Source organism: Acinetobacter sp. P8-3-8, assembly GCF_000214135.1.
Taxonomy (GTDB): Bacteria; Pseudomonadota; Gammaproteobacteria; order Pseudomonadales; family Moraxellaceae; genus Acinetobacter.
On record NZ_AFIE01000002.1, the window covers coordinates 52966 to 74585 of the forward strand.

The 21620-nt window shown below is 37.0% G+C and carries 19 protein-coding genes and 1 pseudogene; 16 read left to right on the forward strand and 4 right to left on the reverse strand.

The genetic code is table 11. From position 1 onward, the window contains the following. The first annotated feature begins 283 nt into the window (after positions 1-283). From rimO to lpxA, 12 genes are all read left to right on the forward strand, one after another. Positions 284-1627, forward strand: a complete 1344-nt coding sequence (gene rimO, locus GGG_RS0101390; RefSeq protein WP_010111461.1) for a 30S ribosomal protein S12 methylthiotransferase RimO — start codon at positions 284-286, stop codon at positions 1625-1627. A 64-nt stretch (positions 1628-1691) separates the two neighbouring features. After that, complete coding sequence (gene pyrH / locus GGG_RS0101395; protein ID WP_010111462.1) at positions 1692-2420, forward strand: UMP kinase; 729 nt, start codon at positions 1692-1694, stop codon at positions 2418-2420. A gap of 79 nt (positions 2421-2499) precedes the next feature. Then, the gene (gene frr, locus GGG_RS0101400) at positions 2500-3054 is read left to right on the forward strand and encodes a ribosome recycling factor (protein WP_010111463.1); all 555 of its coding nucleotides are present in this window, start codon (positions 2500-2502) and stop codon (positions 3052-3054) included. Between the two features lie 8 nt (positions 3055-3062). Beyond that, positions 3063-3815 (forward strand): polyprenyl diphosphate synthase, encoded by a 753-nt coding sequence (gene uppS / locus GGG_RS0101405; RefSeq protein ID WP_010111464.1) that lies wholly within the window; start codon positions 3063-3065, stop codon positions 3813-3815. After that, on the forward strand, positions 3815-4639 hold the full coding sequence (locus GGG_RS0101410; protein WP_010111465.1) for a CDP-archaeol synthase: 825 nt from the start codon (positions 3815-3817) through the stop codon (positions 4637-4639). Before uppS ends, GGG_RS0101410 begins: the two co-directional genes overlap by 1 nt. After that, entirely contained in the window at positions 4640-5836 is a 1197-nt protein-coding gene (gene ispC, locus GGG_RS0101415; RefSeq protein ID WP_010111466.1) for a 1-deoxy-D-xylulose-5-phosphate reductoisomerase, read from the forward strand. A gap of 2 nt (positions 5837-5838) precedes the next feature. After that, positions 5839-7194 (forward strand): RIP metalloprotease RseP, encoded by a 1356-nt coding sequence (gene rseP / locus GGG_RS0101420; RefSeq protein WP_010111467.1) that lies wholly within the window; start codon positions 5839-5841, stop codon positions 7192-7194. A gap of 36 nt (positions 7195-7230) precedes the next feature. Further along, entirely contained in the window at positions 7231-9753 is a 2523-nt protein-coding gene (gene bamA, locus GGG_RS0101425; RefSeq protein WP_010111469.1) for an outer membrane protein assembly factor BamA, read from the forward strand. Positions 9754-9799: 46 nt separating this feature from the next. Then, on the forward strand, positions 9800-10285 hold the full coding sequence (locus GGG_RS0101430) for an OmpH family outer membrane protein (RefSeq protein ID WP_010111471.1): 486 nt from the start codon (positions 9800-9802) through the stop codon (positions 10283-10285). 3 nt (positions 10286-10288) lie between these two features. Beyond that, positions 10289-11359 (forward strand): UDP-3-O-(3-hydroxymyristoyl)glucosamine N-acyltransferase, encoded by a 1071-nt coding sequence (gene lpxD, locus GGG_RS0101435; protein WP_010111472.1) that lies wholly within the window; start codon positions 10289-10291, stop codon positions 11357-11359. Positions 11360-11361: 2 nt separating this feature from the next. Continuing rightward, positions 11362-11847, forward strand: a complete 486-nt coding sequence (fabZ, locus tag GGG_RS0101440) for a 3-hydroxyacyl-ACP dehydratase FabZ (RefSeq protein ID WP_010111473.1) — start codon at positions 11362-11364, stop codon at positions 11845-11847. Next, positions 11844-12632: an acyl-ACP--UDP-N-acetylglucosamine O-acyltransferase gene (gene lpxA, locus GGG_RS0101445; protein WP_010111474.1), complete on the forward strand. Its 789-nt coding sequence runs from the start codon at positions 11844-11846 to the stop codon at positions 12630-12632. The genes fabZ and lpxA overlap by 4 nt, the downstream gene beginning before the upstream one ends. A gap of 42 nt (positions 12633-12674) precedes the next feature. Here the strand turns inward: lpxA and GGG_RS19375 are convergent. Further along, a pseudogene (locus tag GGG_RS19375) lies at positions 12675-13832 on the reverse strand (winged helix-turn-helix domain-containing protein). Between the two features lie 394 nt (positions 13833-14226). Between GGG_RS19375 and GGG_RS0101455 the strand changes: the two are divergent. Continuing rightward, entirely contained in the window at positions 14227-14565 is a 339-nt protein-coding gene (locus GGG_RS0101455) for a hypothetical protein (RefSeq protein ID WP_010111475.1), read from the forward strand. A gap of 45 nt (positions 14566-14610) precedes the next feature. Continuing rightward, complete coding sequence (locus GGG_RS0101460) at positions 14611-14979, forward strand: hypothetical protein (protein ID WP_010111477.1); 369 nt, start codon at positions 14611-14613, stop codon at positions 14977-14979. A 620-nt stretch (positions 14980-15599) separates the two neighbouring features. On the opposite strand, the gene dsbG is transcribed toward GGG_RS0101460, so the two are convergent. From dsbG to dsbD, 3 genes are read right to left on the reverse strand one after another with little or no spacing between them, the layout of a single operon-like run. Next, complete coding sequence (gene dsbG / locus GGG_RS0101465; RefSeq protein WP_010111478.1) at positions 15600-16358, reverse strand: thiol:disulfide interchange protein DsbG; 759 nt, start codon at positions 16356-16358, stop codon at positions 15600-15602. Positions 16359-16368: 10 nt separating this feature from the next. After that, positions 16369-17208 (reverse strand): TlpA disulfide reductase family protein, encoded by an 840-nt coding sequence (locus GGG_RS0101470; RefSeq protein ID WP_010111479.1) that lies wholly within the window; start codon positions 17206-17208, stop codon positions 16369-16371. Continuing rightward, positions 17205-19274, reverse strand: a complete 2070-nt coding sequence (dsbD, locus tag GGG_RS0101475; RefSeq protein ID WP_029574387.1) for a protein-disulfide reductase DsbD — start codon at positions 19272-19274, stop codon at positions 17205-17207. The genes GGG_RS0101470 and dsbD overlap by 4 nt, the downstream gene beginning before the upstream one ends. 89 nt (positions 19275-19363) lie before the next feature. Between dsbD and GGG_RS0101480 the strand changes: the two genes are divergently transcribed. Both GGG_RS0101480 and GGG_RS0101485 read left to right on the forward strand, forming a co-directional pair. Beyond that, the gene (locus tag GGG_RS0101480; protein ID WP_010111481.1) at positions 19364-20032 is read left to right on the forward strand and encodes a response regulator; all 669 of its coding nucleotides are present in this window, start codon (positions 19364-19366) and stop codon (positions 20030-20032) included. Between the two features lie 150 nt (positions 20033-20182). After that, the gene (locus tag GGG_RS0101485; RefSeq protein ID WP_010111483.1) at positions 20183-21571 is read left to right on the forward strand and encodes a sensor histidine kinase KdpD; all 1389 of its coding nucleotides are present in this window, start codon (positions 20183-20185) and stop codon (positions 21569-21571) included. Positions 21572-21620 lie beyond the last annotated feature (49 nt).

Sequence of the window (21620 nt, forward strand, 5' to 3'; positions counted from 1 at the left end):
GATATAAATAATGCTGATATAAAGCAAAATACACGCCAACTTTTATTATTTGCTCAGTTTTCTTACATGAATTATAAAAATTGCGCAGAAATCGCCCTTTATCGATCGCTGAGTGTAATTGATGTTGTTACGTTAGCATATTGATGCATTAAAATGGTGCATTTAAATATTTTGATAAAAAGTTTGGATATATTTTGGTGCATGACACAAAGAGTGTCGTTTTCAACTGTTTTTATCCTTAGAAAAGACATACAATACGCGCATTCTAGTGGAGCGCAGATTCATGAAGTCCCCCAAAGTCGGTTTTGTTTCTTTAGGTTGTCCTAAGGCATTGGTAGATTCTGAACGAATTTTAACTCAGTTAAAAACTGAGGGTTATGATGTAGCATCAGATTATGATGGTGCTGATTTAGTTGTTGTTAATACCTGTGGTTTTATTGAATCTGCAGTACAAGAGTCTTTAGACGCAATTGGCGAGGCCATGAGCGCAAATGGTCGTGTGATTGTCACAGGTTGTTTGGGTAAAGATGAAGACAAAATTCGTAAGATGCACCCAAATGTCTTAAAAGTGACAGGTGCAGCAGCATATCAAGAAGTGATGGAAGCCGTACATCAGTATGTTCCAGAGCCGCCAAAACACAATCCATTTATTGACCTTGTTCCTGAACAAGGGATTCGTTTGACGCCAAAGCATTATGCTTATTTGAAAATATCAGAAGGTTGTAACCATCGTTGTACTTTCTGCATTATTCCAAGTATGCGTGGTGATTTAGTTTCTCGTCCAGTTGGATCGGTTTTAACCGAAGCGCAAGCTTTGAAAAAGGCGGGCGTAAAAGAAGTCTTGGTGATTTCCCAAGATACTTCAGCTTATGGTTTAGATACCAAGTATAAGTTGGACTTTTGGAATGGTCAGCCAGTCAAAACCAAATTCTATGACATGTGCGAAGCATTAGGTCAATTGGGGATCTGGGTTCGTTTGCATTATGTCTATCCTTATCCGCATGTAGATGCTGTGATTGATTTAATGGCACAAGGTAAAATCCTGCCATACTTAGACATTCCTTTTCAACATGCCAGTCCGCGCATCTTAAAATTGATGAAGCGACCAGCACATAGTGAAAATACTTTAGAGCGTTTGAAACTGTGGCGCGAAAAATGCCCAGATTTGGTGATTCGTTCAACATTTGTTGTTGGATTCCCAGGTGAAACTGAAGAAGATTTCCAAATGTTGTTGGATTGGTTGCAAGAAGCGCAACTTGATCGTGTAGGTTGTTTTACCTATTCGCCAGTTGAAGGTGCGACAGCAAATGATTTACCTGATCATGTGCCTGAAGACATTAAACAACAACGCTATGAACGTTTTATGGAAGTTCAGCAAGCGATTTCTGCTGCAAAATTGCAAAAACGTATTGGTCAAACCATGACTGTACTGGTTGATGATCTTGAAGAAGAGTTCCCAGTTGCAGTTGCACGTTCGTATGCAGATGCACCTGAAATTGACGGTAATGTATTTGTTGAAGATATTGATAAATCACTGATTAAAGCAGGTGATTTATTGGAAGTTGAAATTACCGATGCAGATGAGTATGACTTATATGCGAAATTGATTAAAATTAAATCAGTTTAAGGATTTCAAGTTTCAGTTAAGGTTATACGAATAAAATTGTAGATATAAGTATTGGAGTTTTGTGATGTTAGATTCTAAAAAGCCACGCTATGAGCGTATTTTGCTCAAACTTTCGGGTGAAGCGCTTGCGGGTAATAAAGACATGGGTATTGATGCTCAAGTCTTAGATCAAATGTCTTTATCTATTGCACACTTAGTTGGTTTGGGTGTGCAAGTGGGTATCGTAGTTGGTGGTGGTAATTTATATCGCGGCAGCCAACTTCAAAAAGATGGTTTGGTTGGGCGAGTAACTGGCGATCAAATGGGGATGCTCGCAACGGTTATGAATGGTTTGGCATTGCGTGATGCATTGGTGCGTCGCAATATTAAAACTCGTTTAATGTCAGCGCTTCCAATTGGTGCTGTGGTTGAATCTTATTCAAGCCGTGATGCAATTCGTCATTTGACACAAGGTGAAGTGTGCGTATTTGTTGCAGGTACAGGTAACCCATTCTTTACTACAGATACAGCAGCGTGTTTACGTGGTATTGAAATTGAAGCGGATTTGATCTTAAAAGCAACCAAAGTAGATGGTGTTTATAATAAAGATCCTAGCAAATATGACGATGCTGTAAAATATGACTTCTTAAGCTTTGATGAAGTTTTAGATGAGAAGCTTGGTGTGATGGATTTAACAGCAATTTGCTTATGCCGTGACCACAATGTGCCATTACAAGTATTTGATATGAACAAATCTGGCGCTTTGCTTTCTGTCGTAATGGGTGAAAAAGAAGGTACTCACGTTACAAATTAATGTACGTGACCCTGAAAGCTCTTTATACTACTGCAATTTTAAGTTATATACATTTAGATAAATAAGTAAGGAAGATCATATGATTAACGATCTTAAAAAAGATGCTGAAGACCGTATGAACAAGTCACTCGACTCGTTGGAACATGGTTTTGCAAAGGTTCGTACAGGTCGTGCGCATCCATCCATCCTAAACGGTGTTATGGTTCCTTACTATGGCTCTGACGTACCATTAAACCAAGTGGCGAACGTAGGTGTAGAAGACTCACGTACTTTATTGGTACAGCCATTTGAACGTTCAATGGTGGGTGCAATTGATAAAGCGATTCGTGAATCAGATTTGGGTTTAAACCCAGTCACTGCTGATGCGATTCGTGTACCAATGGCGGCATTAACTGAAGAAACACGTCGTGATATGCAAAAAGTTGCGCGTAACGAAGCAGAAAATGCAAAAGTTGCGATTCGTAACATTCGTCGTGATGTATTGGGTGACATCAAAGCATTGTTGAAAGAAAAAGAAATTTCTGAAGATGATGAGCGTCGTGCAGGTGATGAAATCCAAAAAATCACTGATAAATATGTTGCTGAAGTTGAAAAACGTCTTGCTGCGAAAGAAGCTGAATTGATGAAGGTCTAAGATTTCTAATGACCACATCAGAAGACAATCATCTTCCAAAACATGTTGCCATCATTATGGATGGCAACAATCGTTTTGCTAAAAAGAAACAACTACAAAAAGGTGATGGGCACCGTGAAGGTAAGAATGTCCTTGATCCGATTGTAGAGTATTGCCGAACTGTAGGTGTTCAAGCTTTAACAGTCTTTGCTTTTTCAAGTGAAAATTGGAATAGACCTCAGTATGAGGTTGATTTGTTAATGAAATTGTTAGAAGAAACAATTAAAGAACAAATTCCACGTATGGAAAAGTTTGAAATCGCTTTGCGGTTTATTGGGGATCGTAGTCGGCTTTCGCCAGCGCTTCAAGAATTAATGTTGCATGCTGAACAAAGGACTGCTAATTTCAGTGACATGACTTTAACTATTGCTGTTAGTTATGGTGGTATGTGGGATATTGCAGATACTGCTCGTAAACTTGCACAACAAGTTAAAGATGAACAAATTGATGTGAATCAAATTGATACTGAATTATTTGCACGTCAAATCAGTTTGGGTGATTTGCCACCTGTAGATTTATTGATTCGTACAGCTGGAGATTATCGATTATCTAATTTCTTGCTGTGGCAAGCGGCATATGCTGAACTGTATTTTACTCAGACTTTATGGCCTGAATTTACAGTGAAAGAATTAGAATATGCGTTCAATATTTTTTCTGGACGTGAAAGACGTTTTGGAAAAACCACTGAACAAATTCAACAAGCGTTTATAGAGAATTTATAATGTTAGAGCGGATTATAACCGCATTGGTACTGGTTGCTGTTGTACTTAGTTGTATGTTTGCAACACATTCACAATATCCAATGTTAGTGTTAATGATTATCGCAGCTGGGGCAGCAGGCTATGAGTGGTCTAAACTCATGCCAAAAGAATCTGACCATGTGAATAAGATTAAAGCAGCTGGTTTTGGTGTCTTAACCGCATTATTTTCTAGCTTAGCATTGTATTTTAATGATTTGGCACTCATCCTTTGGAGTGCTTCAATTCTGACTTGGTTATGCAGTCTCTATTGGGTGAAAAATTATCCTGAATATGATGGTTGGTATAATGTCACTTTAAATGTTGTGGGCTTGGTTTTAATAAGTGCAGCTGTGACTGCAATTTTTGAAGTTTGGAAAAGCTCACCTTGGTGGTTGATGTATCTCTTCCTTTTAGTTTGGGGAGTAGATAGTGGTGCTTATTTCGTTGGACGAAAATTTGGTAAACATAAACTAGCACCTGCTGTTAGCCCAAATAAATCAATTGAAGGTTTAGTTGGCGGAATCATTACAGTTGCAATTGTTATTATTATTGTGCAATCCGTTTATCTACATTTAACCCTTTCGCAACATATTCTTTTTCTTGTACTGTCTATCGTAACTGTATTTAGTTCTGTGCTTGGCGATTTATTTGAATCAATGATTAAACGCCGTGCTGGTATTAAAGACTCGGGTCGTATTCTACCTGGACATGGTGGAGTGCTTGACCGTATTGACTCATTACTTGCTGCAGCTCCAATTTTTGCAGCGGGAATGTATGTTTTAAAACTTATTGGTGTAGATTTATAGATGTCACAATCTGTTTGTATATTGGGTGTTACAGGTTCAATCGGGCGCAGTACTTTAAAAGTTTTAGAACAGCATCCTGAACAATATTCAGTTTTTGCAATTACTGGGCATAGTCGAATTCAAGAACTGAGTGAAATATGCAAACAGTATCATCCAAAATGCGTTGTTGTACCTTCGGATAAAGTGGGTGAGTTACAGCAACTTTTAAAAGCTCAAAATATTTTAGATATAGAAATTTTGACTGATGAAGCGGGTCTGATCGCTGTTTCAGAACATCCTGAAGTGGATGTTGTGATGGCTGCAATTGTTGGTGCGGCAGGTTTATTGCCAACTTTAGCAGCAGTAAAAGCAGGGAAACGAGTTTTGCTTGCCAATAAAGAAGCTTTGGTGATGTCTGGTGATATCATGCTTCAAGCAGCAAAAGATCATCAAGCTTTGTTACTGCCTGTTGATTCTGAACATAATGCAATTTTCCAATGCCTTCCTCAAAACTATTTACAATCAGAAGGTAATGGTCAACCGAAGCAGGGTGTTAAACAAGTTTTGTTAACAGCGTCTGGTGGGCCATTTTTAAACTTTAGCTTAGAACAATTAAAAACAGTAACTCCTGCACAGGCATGTAAGCATCCAAACTGGTCAATGGGACAGAAAATTTCAGTAGATTCAGCTACATTGATGAATAAAGGCTTGGAGTTAATCGAAGCGTGTCATTTATTTTCAATTCAAGAACAATTTGTTACAGTTGTTGTTCATCCACAAAGTATCATTCATTCAATGGTTCAATATGTGGATGGTTCAACTTTGGCTCAAATGGGTAATCCTGATATGTGTACACCAATTGCACATGCACTTGCGTGGCCTGAGCGAATTGAAACACATGTTCCTCCTTTAGATTTATTTGTACATTCACAACTCGATTTCCAAGCACCAGATGTGGCTCGTTTTCCTGCTTTAAAACTCGCACGTCATGCAATGCAAGCGGGCGGTTTAGCACCATCTATTTTGAATGCGGCGAATGAAGTTGCTGTGGCATCTTTCTTGCAACAACAGATTTCGTTTGTTGAAATTCCTCAGGTGGTTGAACATACGCTTAATCACGTTCAAAATGGTTCAGCAGATTCGATTGAAACGATTTTGCACATTGATCAACTTGCTCGCCAAGTTGCATCTAAACGTATCACGCAATTGGAAAGCTGATCATGAGTGTTTTATTTATCATCGTTGCTGCCATATTCTTACTCGGTCCGTTGATTGCAATTCATGAGTTTGGGCATTATTGGGTTGCACGCAAACTTGGTGTCAAAGTTCTGGTTTATTCAATTGGTTTTGGGCCAACTTTGCTTAAATGGACTTCAAAGAAGTCAGGTATCCAATATCAACTTTCAGCATTACCGCTTGGTGGTTATGTGAAAATGTTGGATGAGCGTGAGGGTAATGTAAGCGCTGAAGATGTGCCTTATGCATTTAATCGCCAGCCACCATGGAAACGTATTGCCATTGTTGCTGCTGGTCCTTTGATTAATTTGATTTTTGCAGTTTTTCTATTTTGGATTTTATTTTTACCTGCGCAAGAGCAACTCAACACTCGTGTCGGGGCAGTATTACCCAATACACCTGCTGCGGCAGCACAAATGCACGTGGGTGATAAAATTGTTGCAATTGATGGTACACAAGCAAGCACATGGGAAAAGCTCAATTATGCAATTGTAGACCGTGTGGGTGAAACTGGACATATTGATGTTCAAGCTGAGCGCAATGGTCAATTAAAAACATTTGAATTGCCAATACAAAGTTTCTTAAAAGATCAAAGTCAGTCTCCGTTTGATGTACTTGGATTTACACCTTATCGTCCGCACATTCCTGCAACTGTTTATAAGTTAACGAGTGATGGTGCGGCAATTCGTCAAGGTATGAAAGAAGGTGATCAAATCATTTCAATCAATCAAGTCAAAATGAAAGATTGGTTTGATGTGGTGGATGTGGTACAAAAATCACCTGAAAAGTTACTCAATGTAGATGTGCAACGTAACGGTCAAATTGTACATTTGCAAGTCATGCCGCAAGGTAAGCGGGATAATATGGGAAATGTCACTGGTATGTTAGGCGTGCAAGCGCAGACTGACAAACTGAGCATTCCTGCTGAATATAAACAAACGATTCAATATAATCCTGTTGAAGCATTTGGTGTTGCTGTTGAAAAGACAGGTCAGCTTTCAGCAATGATCTTGAATTCGATGGTGAAAATGGTCCGTGGCTTAATTGGCTTAGACAACTTGTCGGGTCCAATTACGATTGCTAAGGTTGCTGGTCAAAGTGCAGAAATGGGCTGGCAATCATTTATCTCATTCATGGCACTGATGAGTGTGAGTTTAGGGATTTTAAATTTATTGCCAATACCAATGTTAGATGGTGGTCACTTGGTTTATTACATAATTGAAGCAATTCGTGGTAAACCTGTTTCTGAACAAATACAATTGGTTGGCTTAAAAATTGGTATGGTACTGCTTGGTAGCATGATGCTCCTTGCAATATTTAATGATTTTATGCGTTTATAACGTAATAGTGGATTAACTTACTGGAAAATAATAGGCATGCAGCAATCACATTTATTTATGCCATTGGCACTGGTTAGTGCTATGGCGGCTGTACAACAAGTACAAGCTGCAGATGAGTTTATTGCACGAGATATCCGTGTAGATGGCTTGGTACGTTTAACACAACCTAGTGTTCTAGCACTTTTACCCATAACCAGTGGTGAACGTGTCAATGATCCTGCGATTGCTGATTCAATCCGTGCTTTATATGCTTCAAATTTATTTGATGATATTCAAGCGTCAAATCAAGACAATGTCTTAGTTTTTAAAGTTGTTGAACGTCCAGTTATTTCTAAAATTAACTTTAAAGGCAATAAGCTGATTCCAAAAGAAGCGTTGGAAGAAGGTTTAAAGAAGATGGGCTTAGCTGAAGGCGAAGTTCTGAAAAAATCTGCGTTACAAACTTTAGAAACTGAGTTAGAGCAACAATATGCTCAACAAGGTCGCTATGATGCTGATATTAGTGTTGAGCAAGTTGCACGACCAAATAACCGTGTCGACCTAGATATTCAATTTAATGAAGGCAAACCCGCTAAAGTTTTTGATATTAATGTCATTGGTAATACCGTTTTTAGTGATGATGATATTAAACAAGCATTTGCTGTCAAAGAAAGTGGTTGGATGTCTATTATTTCTCGTAATGACCGCTATGCCCGTGAAAAAATGGCAGCAAGTTTAGAGTCCTTACGTGCTTTGTATTTGAACAAAGGTTATATCAATTTTGATGTGAACAGCTCGAACTTAAATATCAGTGAAGATAAAAAACATATCTTTATTGAGGTTTCTGTCAAAGAAGGCGAGCAATTTAAATTTGGTGAATCTAAGTTCCTAGGTGATGCACTTTATAAACCTGATGAACTCAAAGCACTGCAAATATATAAAGATGGTACAACGTATTCGCAAGAAAAAGTGAATGCAGTTAAACAACTGTTAATGCGTAAGTATGGTAATGCAGGTTATTACTACACAGAAGTGAATGTGGTTCCTGAAATTAACAATGAAACGAAAACAGTTGATTTAAATTATTATATTAATCCAGGTCAGCAAGTCACGGTTCGTCGTATTAACTTTACTGGAAATACAAAAACCGCAGATGAAGTATTACGTCGTGAACTGCGCCAAATGGAAGGTGCGTTGGCAAGTAATGAAAAAATTGACTTGTCAAAAGTGCGTTTAGAACGTACAGGTTTCTTTAGTAAAGTTGACGTTAAACCTGTTCGTGTGCCAAATGCACCTGACCAAATGGATTTAAATGTTGAAGTTGAAGAACAACATTCAGGTACAAGTACCTTGGCAGTGGGTTATTCGCAGAATGGTGGTATTACCTTCCAAGCGGGTTTAAGTCAAACCAACTTCTTGGGTACAGGTAACCGTGTTGCTATTGATTTGTCACGTTCTGAAACGCAAGATTATTATAACTTAAGTGTGACTGATCCATACTTCACCATTGATGGTGTGAGTCGTGGTTATAACTTGTACTATCGTAAAACCAAGTTAAATGATGACTATAACGTCAATAACTATGTAACAGACAGTATTGGTGGTGGTTTGACTTTTGGTTATCCGATTGATGAAAACCAAAATATTAGTGCGGGTCTAAATATTGACGAAACTAAAGTCACCACAGGTGCTTATGTTTCGACTTATGTACGTGATTATTTGTTAAAGCACGGTGGTAAGCAAACTCATACATCTACCTACTGTACTGAAGAATTAGAACCAATTAAAGATGTTAATGGGAATATTACTGGCTACAAAGACTGTCCGCCAGATAAATTAGTTCCATATGGTGATGAGTTTGAAGGTAAGTTCTTAACCTATAACTTGAATTTAGGTTGGTCATACAATACTTTAAACCGTCCAATTTTTCCAACCAATGGTACTTCGCATCGTGTCAATGCAGAAATTGCATTGCCTGGCAGTGATGTTGAATACCAGAAGGTAACTTATGATGCGCAAACCTATTTCCCATTAGGTCATGACTTTGTGTTAAGAGGTTATGGTAAATTGGGTTATGGTAATGATCTACCATTCTATAAAAACTTCTATGCCGGTGGTTTTGGATCTGTTCGTGGTTATGACAACAGTACATTAGGGCCACAGTACCCAGGTGTAACGTATAACGAAAGAAAAACCAAAGATTATGATCCAGAAGAAGTGGGTGGTAATGCTTTGATTCAATTCGGTACAGAGTTGGCATTGCCGGTTCCATTTAAAGGGGATTGGGCACGTCAAATTCGTCCAGTATTATTTGCAGAAGGTGCACAAGTATTTGATACCGATTGTAATACTGCTAAAGGTCCACTTTATTTAAATGGTTCGACTACATCTGTTGATGCAAAACAATATTGTAAAGATAACTACGATTTTGATATGAGCAATATGCGTTACAGTGTGGGTGTTGGCTTTACATGGATTACCATGATTGGTCCACTTTCATTGAGTTATGCATTCCCATTGAATGATAAACCAGGTGATGAAACCAAAGAAATTCAATTTGAGATCGGTCGTACTTTCTAAGTACGATTCATCTTGGATTTAATGACAGCATAATTAAGGAACAAATATGAAAACAATGAAGATGGTTGTATTAGGCCTAGGTCTAGGCATTGCTGGATTAACTCAAGCAGCAGGTTTTGGTGTGGTTGATTTAGAAAAAGTTGTAGAAAGTAGTACGTATTTAAAACAACAAAATGCGAGCTTAGAACAATCTGTTAAACCACAGACTTCAAAGCTTGAACAAATCACCAAAGACATTGAAGCTTTAAAACAGAAAGCACAAGCTCAAGGTGCAAATGTTCAGCAAATCAATGCACAATATCAAGCCAAAGTGAATGAATTTCAAACCATTCAACAAGGTGTGCAAGCAAAAGTTCAAAGTACAATTCAAAGTACCAATGCAACTTTTGAGACGCGTGTAAAGCAAGCTGCTGAACAATTACGCCAAGAAAGCGGTTTAGATTATATTTTGAATAAAAATTCAGCACTTGCTTATGACGCAAAGAACGATATAACTGCTAAAATGATCCAAAAGGTCAATGCAATTAAATAATCAATGAGATCCAATTATTTCCATCTCGATGAATTAGCTCAACTTGTTCAAGGCGAGCTAATTGGTCAACCTGATTTAGCCCTCAATGGACTTGCAAGTCTAGAACAAGCGCAGGCAAATCAAATCGCCTTTGTAAATGGTGATAAGCATTTGAATGCCGCACAAAATTCTAAAGCAGGTGCTTTGATTGTGACAGCTGAAATGCAAAAGCAGTTGAGTCATCATCAAAACTTCATTGTTGTGGCAAACCCTTATCTTGCATTTGCAATCTTGACGCATAAGTTTGAAATTAAAATCACCCAACGTGGAATTGAACGGACTGCTCAAATTTCACCTTCTGCCATCATCGCAGATGATGCCTATATTGGGCATTATGTTGTGATTGGTGAGGACTGTGTGGTGGGTGCAAATAGCATTATCCAATCTCATGTTAAAATTGACGATGGTGTGGAAATTGGTAAAGATTGCTTTATTGATTCTCATGTGACACTGACGGGTTTTGCAAAGATCGGTGATCGAGTACGTATTCATGCCAATACAGTGATCGGCGGGGAAGGTTTTGGATTTGCGCCTTATCAAGGTAAGTGGAATCGAATCGCTCAATTGGGTTCGGTACGTATCGGAAATGATGCGCGTATCGGTTCAAACTGTAGTGTTGATCGTGGTGCATTGGATGATACAATTATTTCAAACGGTGTCATTATTGATAACCTTGTGCAAATCGCTCACAACGTACACATTGGTGAAAATACTGCACTTGCTGCCAAGTGTGGTATTGCTGGAAGTACAACCATTGGCAAAAACTGTATCCTTGCGGGTGCTGTAGGTGTTGTTGGACACATAAATATCACCGATAATGTGACAATAACAGGTATGTCAATGGTCACAAAAAATATTTCTGAAGCAGGTTCATATTCTTCAGGTACTGGACAATTTGAAACAAATCATTGGCGAAGAACGGTTGTTCGTCTTCGACAATTAGCAGATGTGCCATTGACCAAATTGGTCAAACAACTGGATCATATGCAGACTCAAATTGAGTCCATTGAATCAACTTTAAAATCGCGTAAATAATTATGACTGAGTCTACATCTCTACCTTTTACGGTTCCTGAATTACCTATGCAAACTCAAACGATTCGTGAGTATTTACCACATCGTTATCCGTTCTTGCTTGTTGATCGTGTAACTGAAGTTACAGAGAACGGTATTGTTGGGTATAAAAACGTTTCAATTAATGAAGAGTTTATGCAGGGACATTTCCCTGGTTATCCTATTATGCCTGGTGTTTTGATCGTTGAAGCGATGGCACAAGTTTCAGGTGTGTTAGGTTTCATTATGAATAATGAAAAGCCTAGACCGGGTTCTTTGTTTTTGTTTGCTGGCGCTGAAAAGGTGCGTTTTAAAAAACAAGTCGTTCCTGGTGATCAACTCGTGCTAAAATCTGAATTACTTATGCAAAAACGTGGCATTTACAAATATTTATGTACTGCTAGCGTTGACGGCATGGTGGCAGCAACCGCTGAAATTATCATTTCTCATCAGAAATTAGAGCAGGCATGAGCAATAACGATCTAATACACCCAACCGCTATTATTGACGCATCTGCAGTGATAGCACCAGATGTTCAAATTGGTCCATATTCAATTATTGGGCCACAAGTGACTATTGGAGCAGGCACCAAACTCCATTCTCATGTTGTGATTGGTGGATTTACACGTATTGGTCAAAACAACGAAATTTTTCAATTCGCCAGTGTCGGTGAAGTTTGTCAAGACTTGAAATATCAAGGTGAAGAAACTTGGTTAGAAGTTGGTGACAACAATAAAATCCGTGAACATTGCAGTTTGCATCGTGGTACAGTTCAAGATCGAAGTCTGACCAAGGTTGGTAGTAATAACTTACTGATGGTCAATACGCATATTGCACACGATTGTGTGATTGGTGATAACAATATTTTTGCAAATAATGTGGGTATCGCGGGTCATGTGCATATTGGTGATTTTGTAATCGTCGGTGGTAACTCAGGTATTCATCAATTTTGTAAAGTTGATTCATACAGCATGATTGGTGGCGCTTCACTGATCCTTAAAGATGTTCCTGCCTATGTGATGGTATCTGGAAATCCTGCACATGCTTATGGAATGAATGTTGAAGGCATGCGTCGTAAAGGCTGGTCTAAGAAAGTGATTCAAGGCTTAAGAGAGTCGTTTAAATTGATCTATAAAGAGAATTTAACGACTGAACAAGCGATTGAAAAAATTCGTCAAGATATTCTTCCTGAAGTTGAAGAAGTACAGTTGTTGATAGATTCGATAGTAGAATCTAAACGAGGTATTGTTCGTTAATTCTATTATTCATCAAAAACCGACTGAATCCAGTCGGTTTTTTTATGACTTATTTAAGATACTGAGTGTATTCTCATGCAATATTGGGCATTGATTAAATGCAGAAAATTTTTGTATTTCAGTTTTTAATTCAGTAAAAAAGTGCTCTCGATCCGCTATGTTATTTTCCAAATGTAGACTTAAAATTTCGAAGACCTTCTTGGCACGATGTGCTTTACAATCAATACGACCAACCAGTTGATCACCATATAAAATAGGTAGACAAAAATACCCATAAATACGTTTAGATTCAGTCACGTAACATTCAATGCGATAATCAAATTTGAATAGAGAATTAAGGCGGTCACGGTGAATTACGAGATTATCAAAAGGTGACAAGATTTTTACTTTTGGTTCAATCGAAATAGTTTGATTGAGTGAAGCACTATTCACATAATAAAGTTGTCCATCTACATCCTTGATCGTTGTAATCAAACCTTCTTCAATTTACTGATTTAAAACGTTTTGCATTGCGTCACGAATATCTTTACCCGTTTTCAAATGCAGTAATTGTTTTAATGTAAATACGCCATGTGCTCGAAATGTGGTATTCAATAGATATAATGCATATTCATCCAATGAAGGTTTGCTTAAATCAAGACCAGAGGGTAGGCATGATTCTGTAAGGCTATAGACTTTTTCCATACCTATACGTTCACTGATCATCAAATCACCTTGCATGAAAAGCTGCTCAATGGAACGACGGGCAAGACTCATATTCCACCAACCACCTGTATTGGCTTTATTTTCTTTATCAATATCACGTAGGCGAATTTTTCCTTCAGCTTTAGCACGAATGAGGATTTCATTCATTAAGCGTTGATCACCTCTATTAAAATATCGATGGATACCATCACGGACTTTTTCCATGCGAGGAAGCGCATAGCGATAATCTTGAATGGGTAAATAAGAGGCTGCGTGATACCAATATTCAAAAATTTGTTTTTGTTGAACCAATTGATTGAGGTGACTTTGATCGTAATCTGGAACACGACTCCATAAAATATGGTGGTGTGCACGTTCAACCACAGAGATCGTATCGATTTGCACATAACCTAAATGCTCAATGGCTTGATGCGTTGCAGACAGACCTTTCCCAAAAGAAGGTGAACTCATAAGTCCTTGATGCTGTAAGGCTAAACCTCTTAGTGACTCAATCATAAATAACTCTGTAATTTGTAATAAACTTATATTTGTTGAATGGTTGAAAATATCGAATTTAATTCATTTATCTATAAAATTTTGAATAAGTCGTGCATGATTATTTTATCTCCAGTTTTAATGATTCTTTCCATGATTGAATGAGTATAGCGTTATATCTACTGTGTGTAAGGTGGAAATAGAGTGACGATTACAACAAATATTTTGAGCAAAAGATTGCTTATAAACTCACTTCAACAGCTAAGAGAACCGAATTTAAATCTATTTTTGAATTTGAAACAAAATCAAGTTTAACAAAATAATTTGATTCTTCAAAGATTCTTTATTGAATTGATTGTGATTATAAAGATGTCGGCTTACAATCACTGAAAATCCAAAAGATTGGGAAAATGGTATGTTGCAAGATTTTGTTGAAGAACAGAAATTAGTCTGTGAAGAGTTTGATTCTAAATATATCAAAGTGAATGAAACAGATTTAGTGGCAATTGCTAAGCATACTTTAAATAAAGAACCGATCGTCGGGATTCGTAAAAAACCTGATGCTGAAAATGTGTCGTGGTTTATTTATGGTGGTGAATTAGAGGAAGGTGAAGATTTTTTTGATGTAGTGAGTGTAAAAGAACTTGAAGAGATTTTTCCAGACGCGATTCCATACCTGTCATTGGAAGAAGGTTTTAGATTTATGATCGACGCTGACGAATATGAAGACGTTTGGAAAGCTGATCTTTTGTAGCATTTAACTTGCTAAAACAAATCATTAACTTGTGATGTGAATCATATGAAGAAAGCATTATTGGCAATATTGGTGATATTTGGATCTGCATATAGCTATGCGGATCAAATGACACAGAAACTGACACAAGATGAATATAACAAGAAAATTCAAGAATATACGGATCAAGTGAATGCAACAAAACTGGTTTTAGACGAACCAAATTCAACGACTGATGCCAAACAACAAAAAGAAGCCTTTTGTTCACGTTTGGATGCTTACCAAAATATAGCATTGATTTCTAAAGAGAATATTCAGCTTGATACTGCAAATATGATGTTTATCATTGCGAATAACTTTTTAGATCGTCAAAAGCAAAGTCTGAAAGCTTCTGGAATGACGAGCGAGGTATTCTGCTCAGTTAAGGTTAAATAGTATGATTTTTATTCTATTGGATGTCGTGAGATGACATAAAACTGGCGCAAAATGACAAGATGAAAATCAAAGAAATATAAATAATAGATGCATGAAACAGCGCTATATTATTTGATTTTCCCTGGTCTAAATATGTGTGTGTTTTAATGATCAACAATAAATTGATCTTGCTCCAAACCCGCTTTTAGCGGGTTTTTTAATGTGTGTTTAGAACATTACAATCTTAACATCAGTTCTGGATAAGCTTTGATGTAAGTTATTGAAAAGATAGATCAGGTACAGCGGAGTCTTACCGTTTAAAAGTCAAATGCAAGGATTAACCCACTTCGTCTTGCACTTCGCTTGAAATATATTTCAATCTTATTCAGGTTCGACCTGAGAGGTACTACCTCGCAAGGCTTTCGGGATGAGTGGCACTGCCACGCAAGGGCAAAACCTGAGCTGTGATTAAAGCAGCGCAAGAGTCGCCAACTCGACAGATACTATCAAGTACCTAATGTATCGCAAAAACAGTATATTACAGATCTTGCGGAATATATTCCTCATGCCTCGAACAATGCGACTGACGCTTCCGCGTATCAGATAGTTGGGAATATATCTTATCTCGAACTCAGGTAACCTTATTCAGCTAATAATTTATTTAAATCCTTTGGTACACCTTGCTGACTTTGAACTTCACCTTTGCTATCTTTCCAAATTAAAGCAGGTGTTGCATAAAAACCATATTTATTCATCAATTCTGCATTGAAGTCCAACTTGTCTGATAAATCTTTAGAAGGAACCATAGGCGGCGTCTGTTTAAGCTTAGATTTTCCATTAGAGAGATTGTATTGCTTAAAAAATTCAGCAGGATTTGGATTGTCCAAAATAATTGAAGCCTCACGTTTACTTGATGGTCTAATGATACCCACCAGAATATGACGTAACTGAACTTTACCTGAGTCTACATAAGGACGTGCTTGCTTCCAAAAAGTATGGCAATAAGTGCAATTGGGATCATTAAAAACATAGATAATTTTTTCAGCATCTGGTTTTCCATCCTGAATCCAAGTTGATTTTTCAAGACTTTTCCAGATTTCATTAAGTACAGCACTTTTAACATGCGTATTGATTGCTTGCTCAGTCAAATTTTTACCAGATTGATCAAACAAGTCACCAACCAAGTAGTATTTTTGATCTTTGGCAATAAAAACAGTCGAAGGATATTCATTCTTATATCCTGTCCAACCGATCAAACCTTCAGGTGCTTCAATTTTTTTAACAAAAGTATAGCCTTCTTTTTCAAGTTTGTTTTTTATCAGATCAGTTTCTGCTGCAAAGGCAACACTATTTGCCAACACCCCAATGGTAAAAAGACCTAAAGTTTTAAATTTTTTCATGTGATTGTTCCTAGTCTGAAATAATTTTTTGAACATAATGATCCAATGCAGCATGGGTGATTTCTCCCATATGTGAATCGACCAACTGTCCTTGAGCATTGAAAAACAAAGTACTGGGTAAACCATACATTGCAGTTTTTTGCGCTGTACTACCATGAGGATCCAATAAAACCCAGCGCAACTTTAAGGTGTGCTGTTGTAAATAAGCATGAACAGTTGCTGCATCTTCAAATTGATTAATAAAGACAAATTGTACATTCGGATAAGTCTTTTGCGCTTGATCGAGTACAGGCATTTCACGGCGGCATGGTGGACACCAACTTGCCCATAAGTTAATCACAGTTGGCTTACCTATAAACTGAACGAGTTCAACTTTTTGCTGTTGTAAACTCGTTAAACTGACCTTTGGAAATTGTTGATATTGCAAAAGTACCTGTTTGTGAATGGCTGTGCCTAAAAGTGTGATTGTCGTAAAAATACTCAATAAAATGATCAGAAATCGTCTTTTAATCGCACGATTTTTCCAAAATATCCATAAAGAAGCAGCCAATAACCCTAAATAAAAATTGAAGCCTTTATCTTGAATCTTAATGATTTCAATTGGATGTTGTAGATAGGCATCAAGATTCAATAGAACAAAGCCGATACGCGCGCAGAGCAGACCAATTAAAATTGCAGTCCATATGGTGTCTTTAAATACAGTCCATTGTGAATCACAGACTTTAAAGCGTCGATAACCATAAGGACTATATTGTCCAAACAGCAAGGCTACACCTATTGCGACCATGAGAATCATCAATCCCCATGGCAGCATGATTGGACCTAAGTGTATAGCTTGTGCTGTGATCATGACAGCGGAGTTGTAGGTTTATGAATTTTTGCAACTTGTTGAATCAGTTGTGTTGCTGAGAATGTTCCTGTAAAGCGTAATTCACGAATTTCTTGAGCATTCTCATTTAAAAACAACATGGTGGGTGGCCCTAAAATTTCACGTTGTTTGAGAATGCTGTCCTGAGATTCGTTATAAGTGGTTAAATCCAATTGAATTAAAGTAAAACCTTTTAAAGCCTCTTGTACATCTGTACGGGGAAAAACTTCTTTTTCAATTGGTTGGCAGGCCACACACCAGTCGGCATAGACATCAATAATAATCGGCTGACCTAACTGTTTTGCATTGACTAAAGCATTTTCAAGTTCAGTTGCTGTAGTGACTTTATGCCATGTTAAATGTTGCGTTTGGCTATGCTGAATTTGATAAGCTGAATAACTTTGTTGAATATTCCAAATTGCTGCCACTAAACTGATTAAAGCAATAAAGATTAAAATAATTTTATTGCTTGTTTTTTCAGTATCACGCAAAGCATTGAACAGATAGATTGCAAGGGCAATACACAAGAGGGCGAAAATTGCAGAATATAGTGTAGACGGAAGCATTGGACGAATAAAATACAAAGCGACCATGAGCATAACAAAGCCAAAACTGACTTTAATACGATCCATCCATTTACCCGGTTTAGGTAGTAATTTTGAACCAAAGACACTAGCAATAAATAGTGGTAAACCTATACCTAAACCAAGGATAAATAAGTATAAACCACCTAGAAAAGCACTTTTAGATTGTGAAACGAATAACAATGCTCCTGCCAAAGGCGCACTCATACATGGGCCTACAATGAGTGCAGAAAGTGCTCCCATTGCAATTGCACCATATACAGTGCCTGCTTTTTGATTATTTTGTAGATTACTCAGTTTTTGGCTGATGGCTTGTGGCAAATTGAGTTGATATAAACCAAATAAATTGAGCGCCAAAACAACAAACAGGACAGCAAATAATGAAACAATCCAAGGACTTTGGAACCAGCGTTGAAAACTATAACCAATTTCAGCAACGACAATACCCATGATGGCATAGACAACAGCCATGCTCACAACAAAGCTGAGCGCAATAACAACCGCTTTATAGCCTTTGGCACGTTGGATAATAATACCTGAGAGGATTGGAATTAGAGGTAAAGAGCAAGGTAAGAAGGCCAGTAAAATACCTAATCCAAAAAAGACTAAGAGATTGAGGATCAGTGAATCTTTAGAAAGGAGTTTAAAAAAGGATTGATCATCATTCCATTGTAATGACGTTGTACTGTTATTAGTTGTATTTTGATCTGTTACAAGCTCAGAATTTGTATAACTTGTAATGACAGTGCTTGAGTCCGTAGATTCTTTTAGCTGAGCTTGATTTGGATTAATTTCACTTGCTGAACTGTTAATCGAACGATCTGAATCCTCGGCCTTATTTTCAGCTAAACTCTTGTTTTGATTTGACTGATTCGTTGCCAAATCAGTTTTTATATCTGAATTTTGCTTGTTTAATTTATCTTTTGATTTACTGTCACTCGATTGAGTGAGCAATGATTCTGAATTGCTATTGCTCAGTAAGTTTTTCGTCGCGGTATTTGTTGATGCATTACTTTGTGGAAATAAACCATCTGCATCTGTGCTGATTGTTTTACGTTGCAAGGGATAACATAGACCATCCGCTGAACATCCTTGATACATCACCAAATATTTTGAATTGGGTTTTACCTGAATTTGCGTAGTGACTTGGTCATAATGAACTTCTGTTTTACCAAAGGTAGGATCATCCTTTATATGGCCCTTAGGCAAGTTCAATGGAATACTTTTGTTGTTTACACTGACCTTAAACTGATCATGGTAGAGATAATAATGTGGTGCAATTGTCCACTTGAGTTGTGCTTTATTTTCGGAAATAGATTCAGCAGAAAGCTGAAAGGCTTGATCTGGAGGTAAAAATTCAGTATTTGCTAAAGCAACTGTATTCACTGTATTAAAAGCCAATACAGTCATGCATATAGCATTCAACAACATTCGCAACTTCATAATTCCAAGTCTTTCTATCATTTAAATTCATTATCCATAATTTCAGATTAAGAGAACATTAATCTGAGTTTTTCTTTGTACAATAGTGTACTGAGTTTTTGGGAGCGTGCATGTTTATTTTACTGGTTGAAGACGATCCATATATTGCAAAAAGTATTTGCTTGTCTTTACAGCATCTGAATTTCTCAGTTGAACATGTAACGACAGCTAAAGATGCAGATTATTTTGTGAAAAATACAGCGGTTGATTTGTGTCTGCTGGATTTAGGTTTACCAGATGAAGATGGTTTAATATTACTGAAAAATTGGCGTGATCAGCATATTCAAGTGCCTGTTCTTGTTTTAACGGCACGTAATAAAACACAACAATGCGTAGATGCTTTAAATTATGGTGCAGATGACTATCTCACTAAACCTTTTGAATTATCAGAACTCATTGCCAGAATTCATGCATTGGCTAGGCGTCATCGTGGTTTTGCATCTAATCAAATTAAACAAGGTGCTTTGAAAATAGATACTGCGACGCAGCAAGTGTTTTTACAAGATCAAATTTTAAATTTATCTAGACGTGAATACACCTTACTTGAAATTTTTATGATGCATCCAAATCAAGTGCTGAAAAATGAAGTGCTGATCGATAAAGTTTATGGTTTTCAAGACAATATTGAAAGTAATGCTTTGAATGTACATGTTTTTCACCTTAGACAAAAAATAGGTGCTCAATATATTCAAACTATTCGAGGCGTGGGTTATCTCTTTCAAGTTGAATTAGAAAGTTAGGGCTTTGAATTCATCTATTTATTTGGTTTTAGTTCCAAATAATCGATTTATAAATTATTGAAGAGATTTGATTGTTTTGTCGATATATTGTTTTGTCGATATATTGTGTTGATATATCTTGCATTTTTGTGCTTAGTTTGTGATGTCTAGATGATGAAAAATTACAGTCTAAAATGGCGGTTAGTTCTCAGCATTACCTGTGCCTTTATTCTTGTATGGGCTGTGGCTTTTGCTTGGCTGTATCTTAATTTAGAAAAGAAAATGACAGAAACCTTGGACGAGCGATTATCTGCATCTGCGCATATGGTGTCACGTTTACTCAGTCAAATTCCAGCAGAACAATTGGCGAAGTCTGCTAAACCGATGGTTTCAGAACTCAGCCAACAAAATTTGATTGCTTGTGAAGTGTCTTATTTTAGTTCTGATGTGATTATTAATCATCACGTTGTTGCACGTACCAAAGGCGCACCTGATGGATTGGCGAATCGTGCAGAGGGCTTTAGTACGTGGATTCAAAATGGCACTGAATGGCGTAGTTTTGTATTAAAAAAAGATCAATTACAAGTGGTTGCTGCTGAGAAAATTACGCTCAGAAATTCATTATTAGCTGAGATTTTAAAATCTATTTTATACCCACTCATTTTGACATTAATTCTCTGTATTGTTTTAATTTTATGGATTGTCAAAGCTGAATTTAAGCCGATTGAGAAAGTTACACAATCACTCAATCAACATCAACGAAATGAGACACATGAACTTGCATTTTTATCCAATCTTAAGGTTGAAAGTATTCCCAATGAAATTCAACCTTTTATAGAAAATATGGTTGAATTGGTCACTCGTTTAAAAGAAAGTTTAGAGAATGAAAAGAACTTTAGTGCCTATGCTGCGCATGAATTAAGAAGCCCATTAACTGCGATTAAAACCAATGTACAACTGAGTAAAATGATTGCAACGCAACAGCAGGAAAACGGTCAAAATACTGAGATTATTCACATTCTCAATGATGCGGAAAGTAGCATTCTCCGTTATCAAAATTTGTTAGAACAATTGCTGATTTTAAGCCAAACAGAGCATCAACAAAATTTATATATCGAAGCTACGGATTTAAAAATTTTATTAGATGATGTTCTGATGCAGTTACAAGTGCAATATCCTGAAATTTATAGCCAAATTGATTTAGATGAAGATTCATTGACTGTAATTGATATGTCATATACAGCGATGATGATTGTGCTACGCAATATTATTGAAAATAGCTTGAAGCATTCGAAAAATTTGGATCAACAAAACCCACAAAAAATTAAGATTTTTCAAAAGGGACAACAGCTTTATATCCAAGATTTTGGCATTGGCTTAGATCAGCAAGAATTGAGTTTGGCAACGAAACGTTTTTGGCGTAAGGATTCTTTACAGCAAGGTTATGGTCTAGGCTTGGCTTTGAGTCAAATCTTGTTAGAACAACAACATTTTCAGCTTCAATTTGAACAAACCCAACCTCAAGGTTTAACGGTGATGATTAATTTTCAACCAGACTAATTGTTGTTAAGGGTTTTTAATGACTATTAATGACCGTCACTAATTGAAG

What these genes read in the sequence shown, in the direction of transcription:
- rimO (WP_010111461.1), top strand. Translation starts at nt 284, where the DNA reads ATGAAGTCCCCCAAAGTCGGTTTTGTTTCTTTAGGTTGTCCTAAGGCA.
- pyrH (WP_010111462.1), top strand. Translation starts at nt 1,692, where the DNA reads ATGTTAGATTCTAAAAAGCCACGCTATGAGCGTATTTTGCTCAAACTT.
- frr (WP_010111463.1), top strand. Translation starts at nt 2,500, where the DNA reads ATGATTAACGATCTTAAAAAAGATGCTGAAGACCGTATGAACAAGTCA.
- uppS (WP_010111464.1), top strand. Translation starts at nt 3,063, where the DNA reads ATGACCACATCAGAAGACAATCATCTTCCAAAACATGTTGCCATCATT.
- GGG_RS0101410 (WP_010111465.1), top strand. Translation starts at nt 3,815, where the DNA reads ATGTTAGAGCGGATTATAACCGCATTGGTACTGGTTGCTGTTGTACTT.
- ispC (WP_010111466.1), top strand. Translation starts at nt 4,640, where the DNA reads ATGTCACAATCTGTTTGTATATTGGGTGTTACAGGTTCAATCGGGCGC.
- rseP (WP_010111467.1), top strand. Translation starts at nt 5,839, where the DNA reads ATGAGTGTTTTATTTATCATCGTTGCTGCCATATTCTTACTCGGTCCG.
- bamA (WP_010111469.1), top strand. Translation starts at nt 7,231, where the DNA reads ATGCAGCAATCACATTTATTTATGCCATTGGCACTGGTTAGTGCTATG.
- GGG_RS0101430 (WP_010111471.1), top strand. Translation starts at nt 9,800, where the DNA reads ATGAAAACAATGAAGATGGTTGTATTAGGCCTAGGTCTAGGCATTGCT.
- lpxD (WP_010111472.1), top strand. Translation starts at nt 10,289, where the DNA reads ATGAGATCCAATTATTTCCATCTCGATGAATTAGCTCAACTTGTTCAA.
- fabZ (WP_010111473.1), top strand. Translation starts at nt 11,362, where the DNA reads ATGACTGAGTCTACATCTCTACCTTTTACGGTTCCTGAATTACCTATG.
- lpxA (WP_010111474.1), top strand. Translation starts at nt 11,844, where the DNA reads ATGAGCAATAACGATCTAATACACCCAACCGCTATTATTGACGCATCT.
- GGG_RS0101455 (WP_010111475.1), top strand. Translation starts at nt 14,227, where the DNA reads ATGTTGCAAGATTTTGTTGAAGAACAGAAATTAGTCTGTGAAGAGTTT.
- GGG_RS0101460 (WP_010111477.1), top strand. Translation starts at nt 14,611, where the DNA reads ATGAAGAAAGCATTATTGGCAATATTGGTGATATTTGGATCTGCATAT.
- dsbG (WP_010111478.1), bottom strand. Translation starts at nt 16,358, where the DNA reads ATGAAAAAATTTAAAACTTTAGGTCTTTTTACCATTGGGGTGTTGGCA.
- GGG_RS0101470 (WP_010111479.1), bottom strand. Translation starts at nt 17,208, where the DNA reads ATGATCACAGCACAAGCTATACACTTAGGTCCAATCATGCTGCCATGG.
- dsbD (WP_029574387.1), bottom strand. Translation starts at nt 19,274, where the DNA reads ATGATAGAAAGACTTGGAATTATGAAGTTGCGAATGTTGTTGAATGCT.
- GGG_RS0101480 (WP_010111481.1), top strand. Translation starts at nt 19,364, where the DNA reads ATGTTTATTTTACTGGTTGAAGACGATCCATATATTGCAAAAAGTATT.
- GGG_RS0101485 (WP_010111483.1), top strand. Translation starts at nt 20,183, where the DNA reads ATGATGAAAAATTACAGTCTAAAATGGCGGTTAGTTCTCAGCATTACC.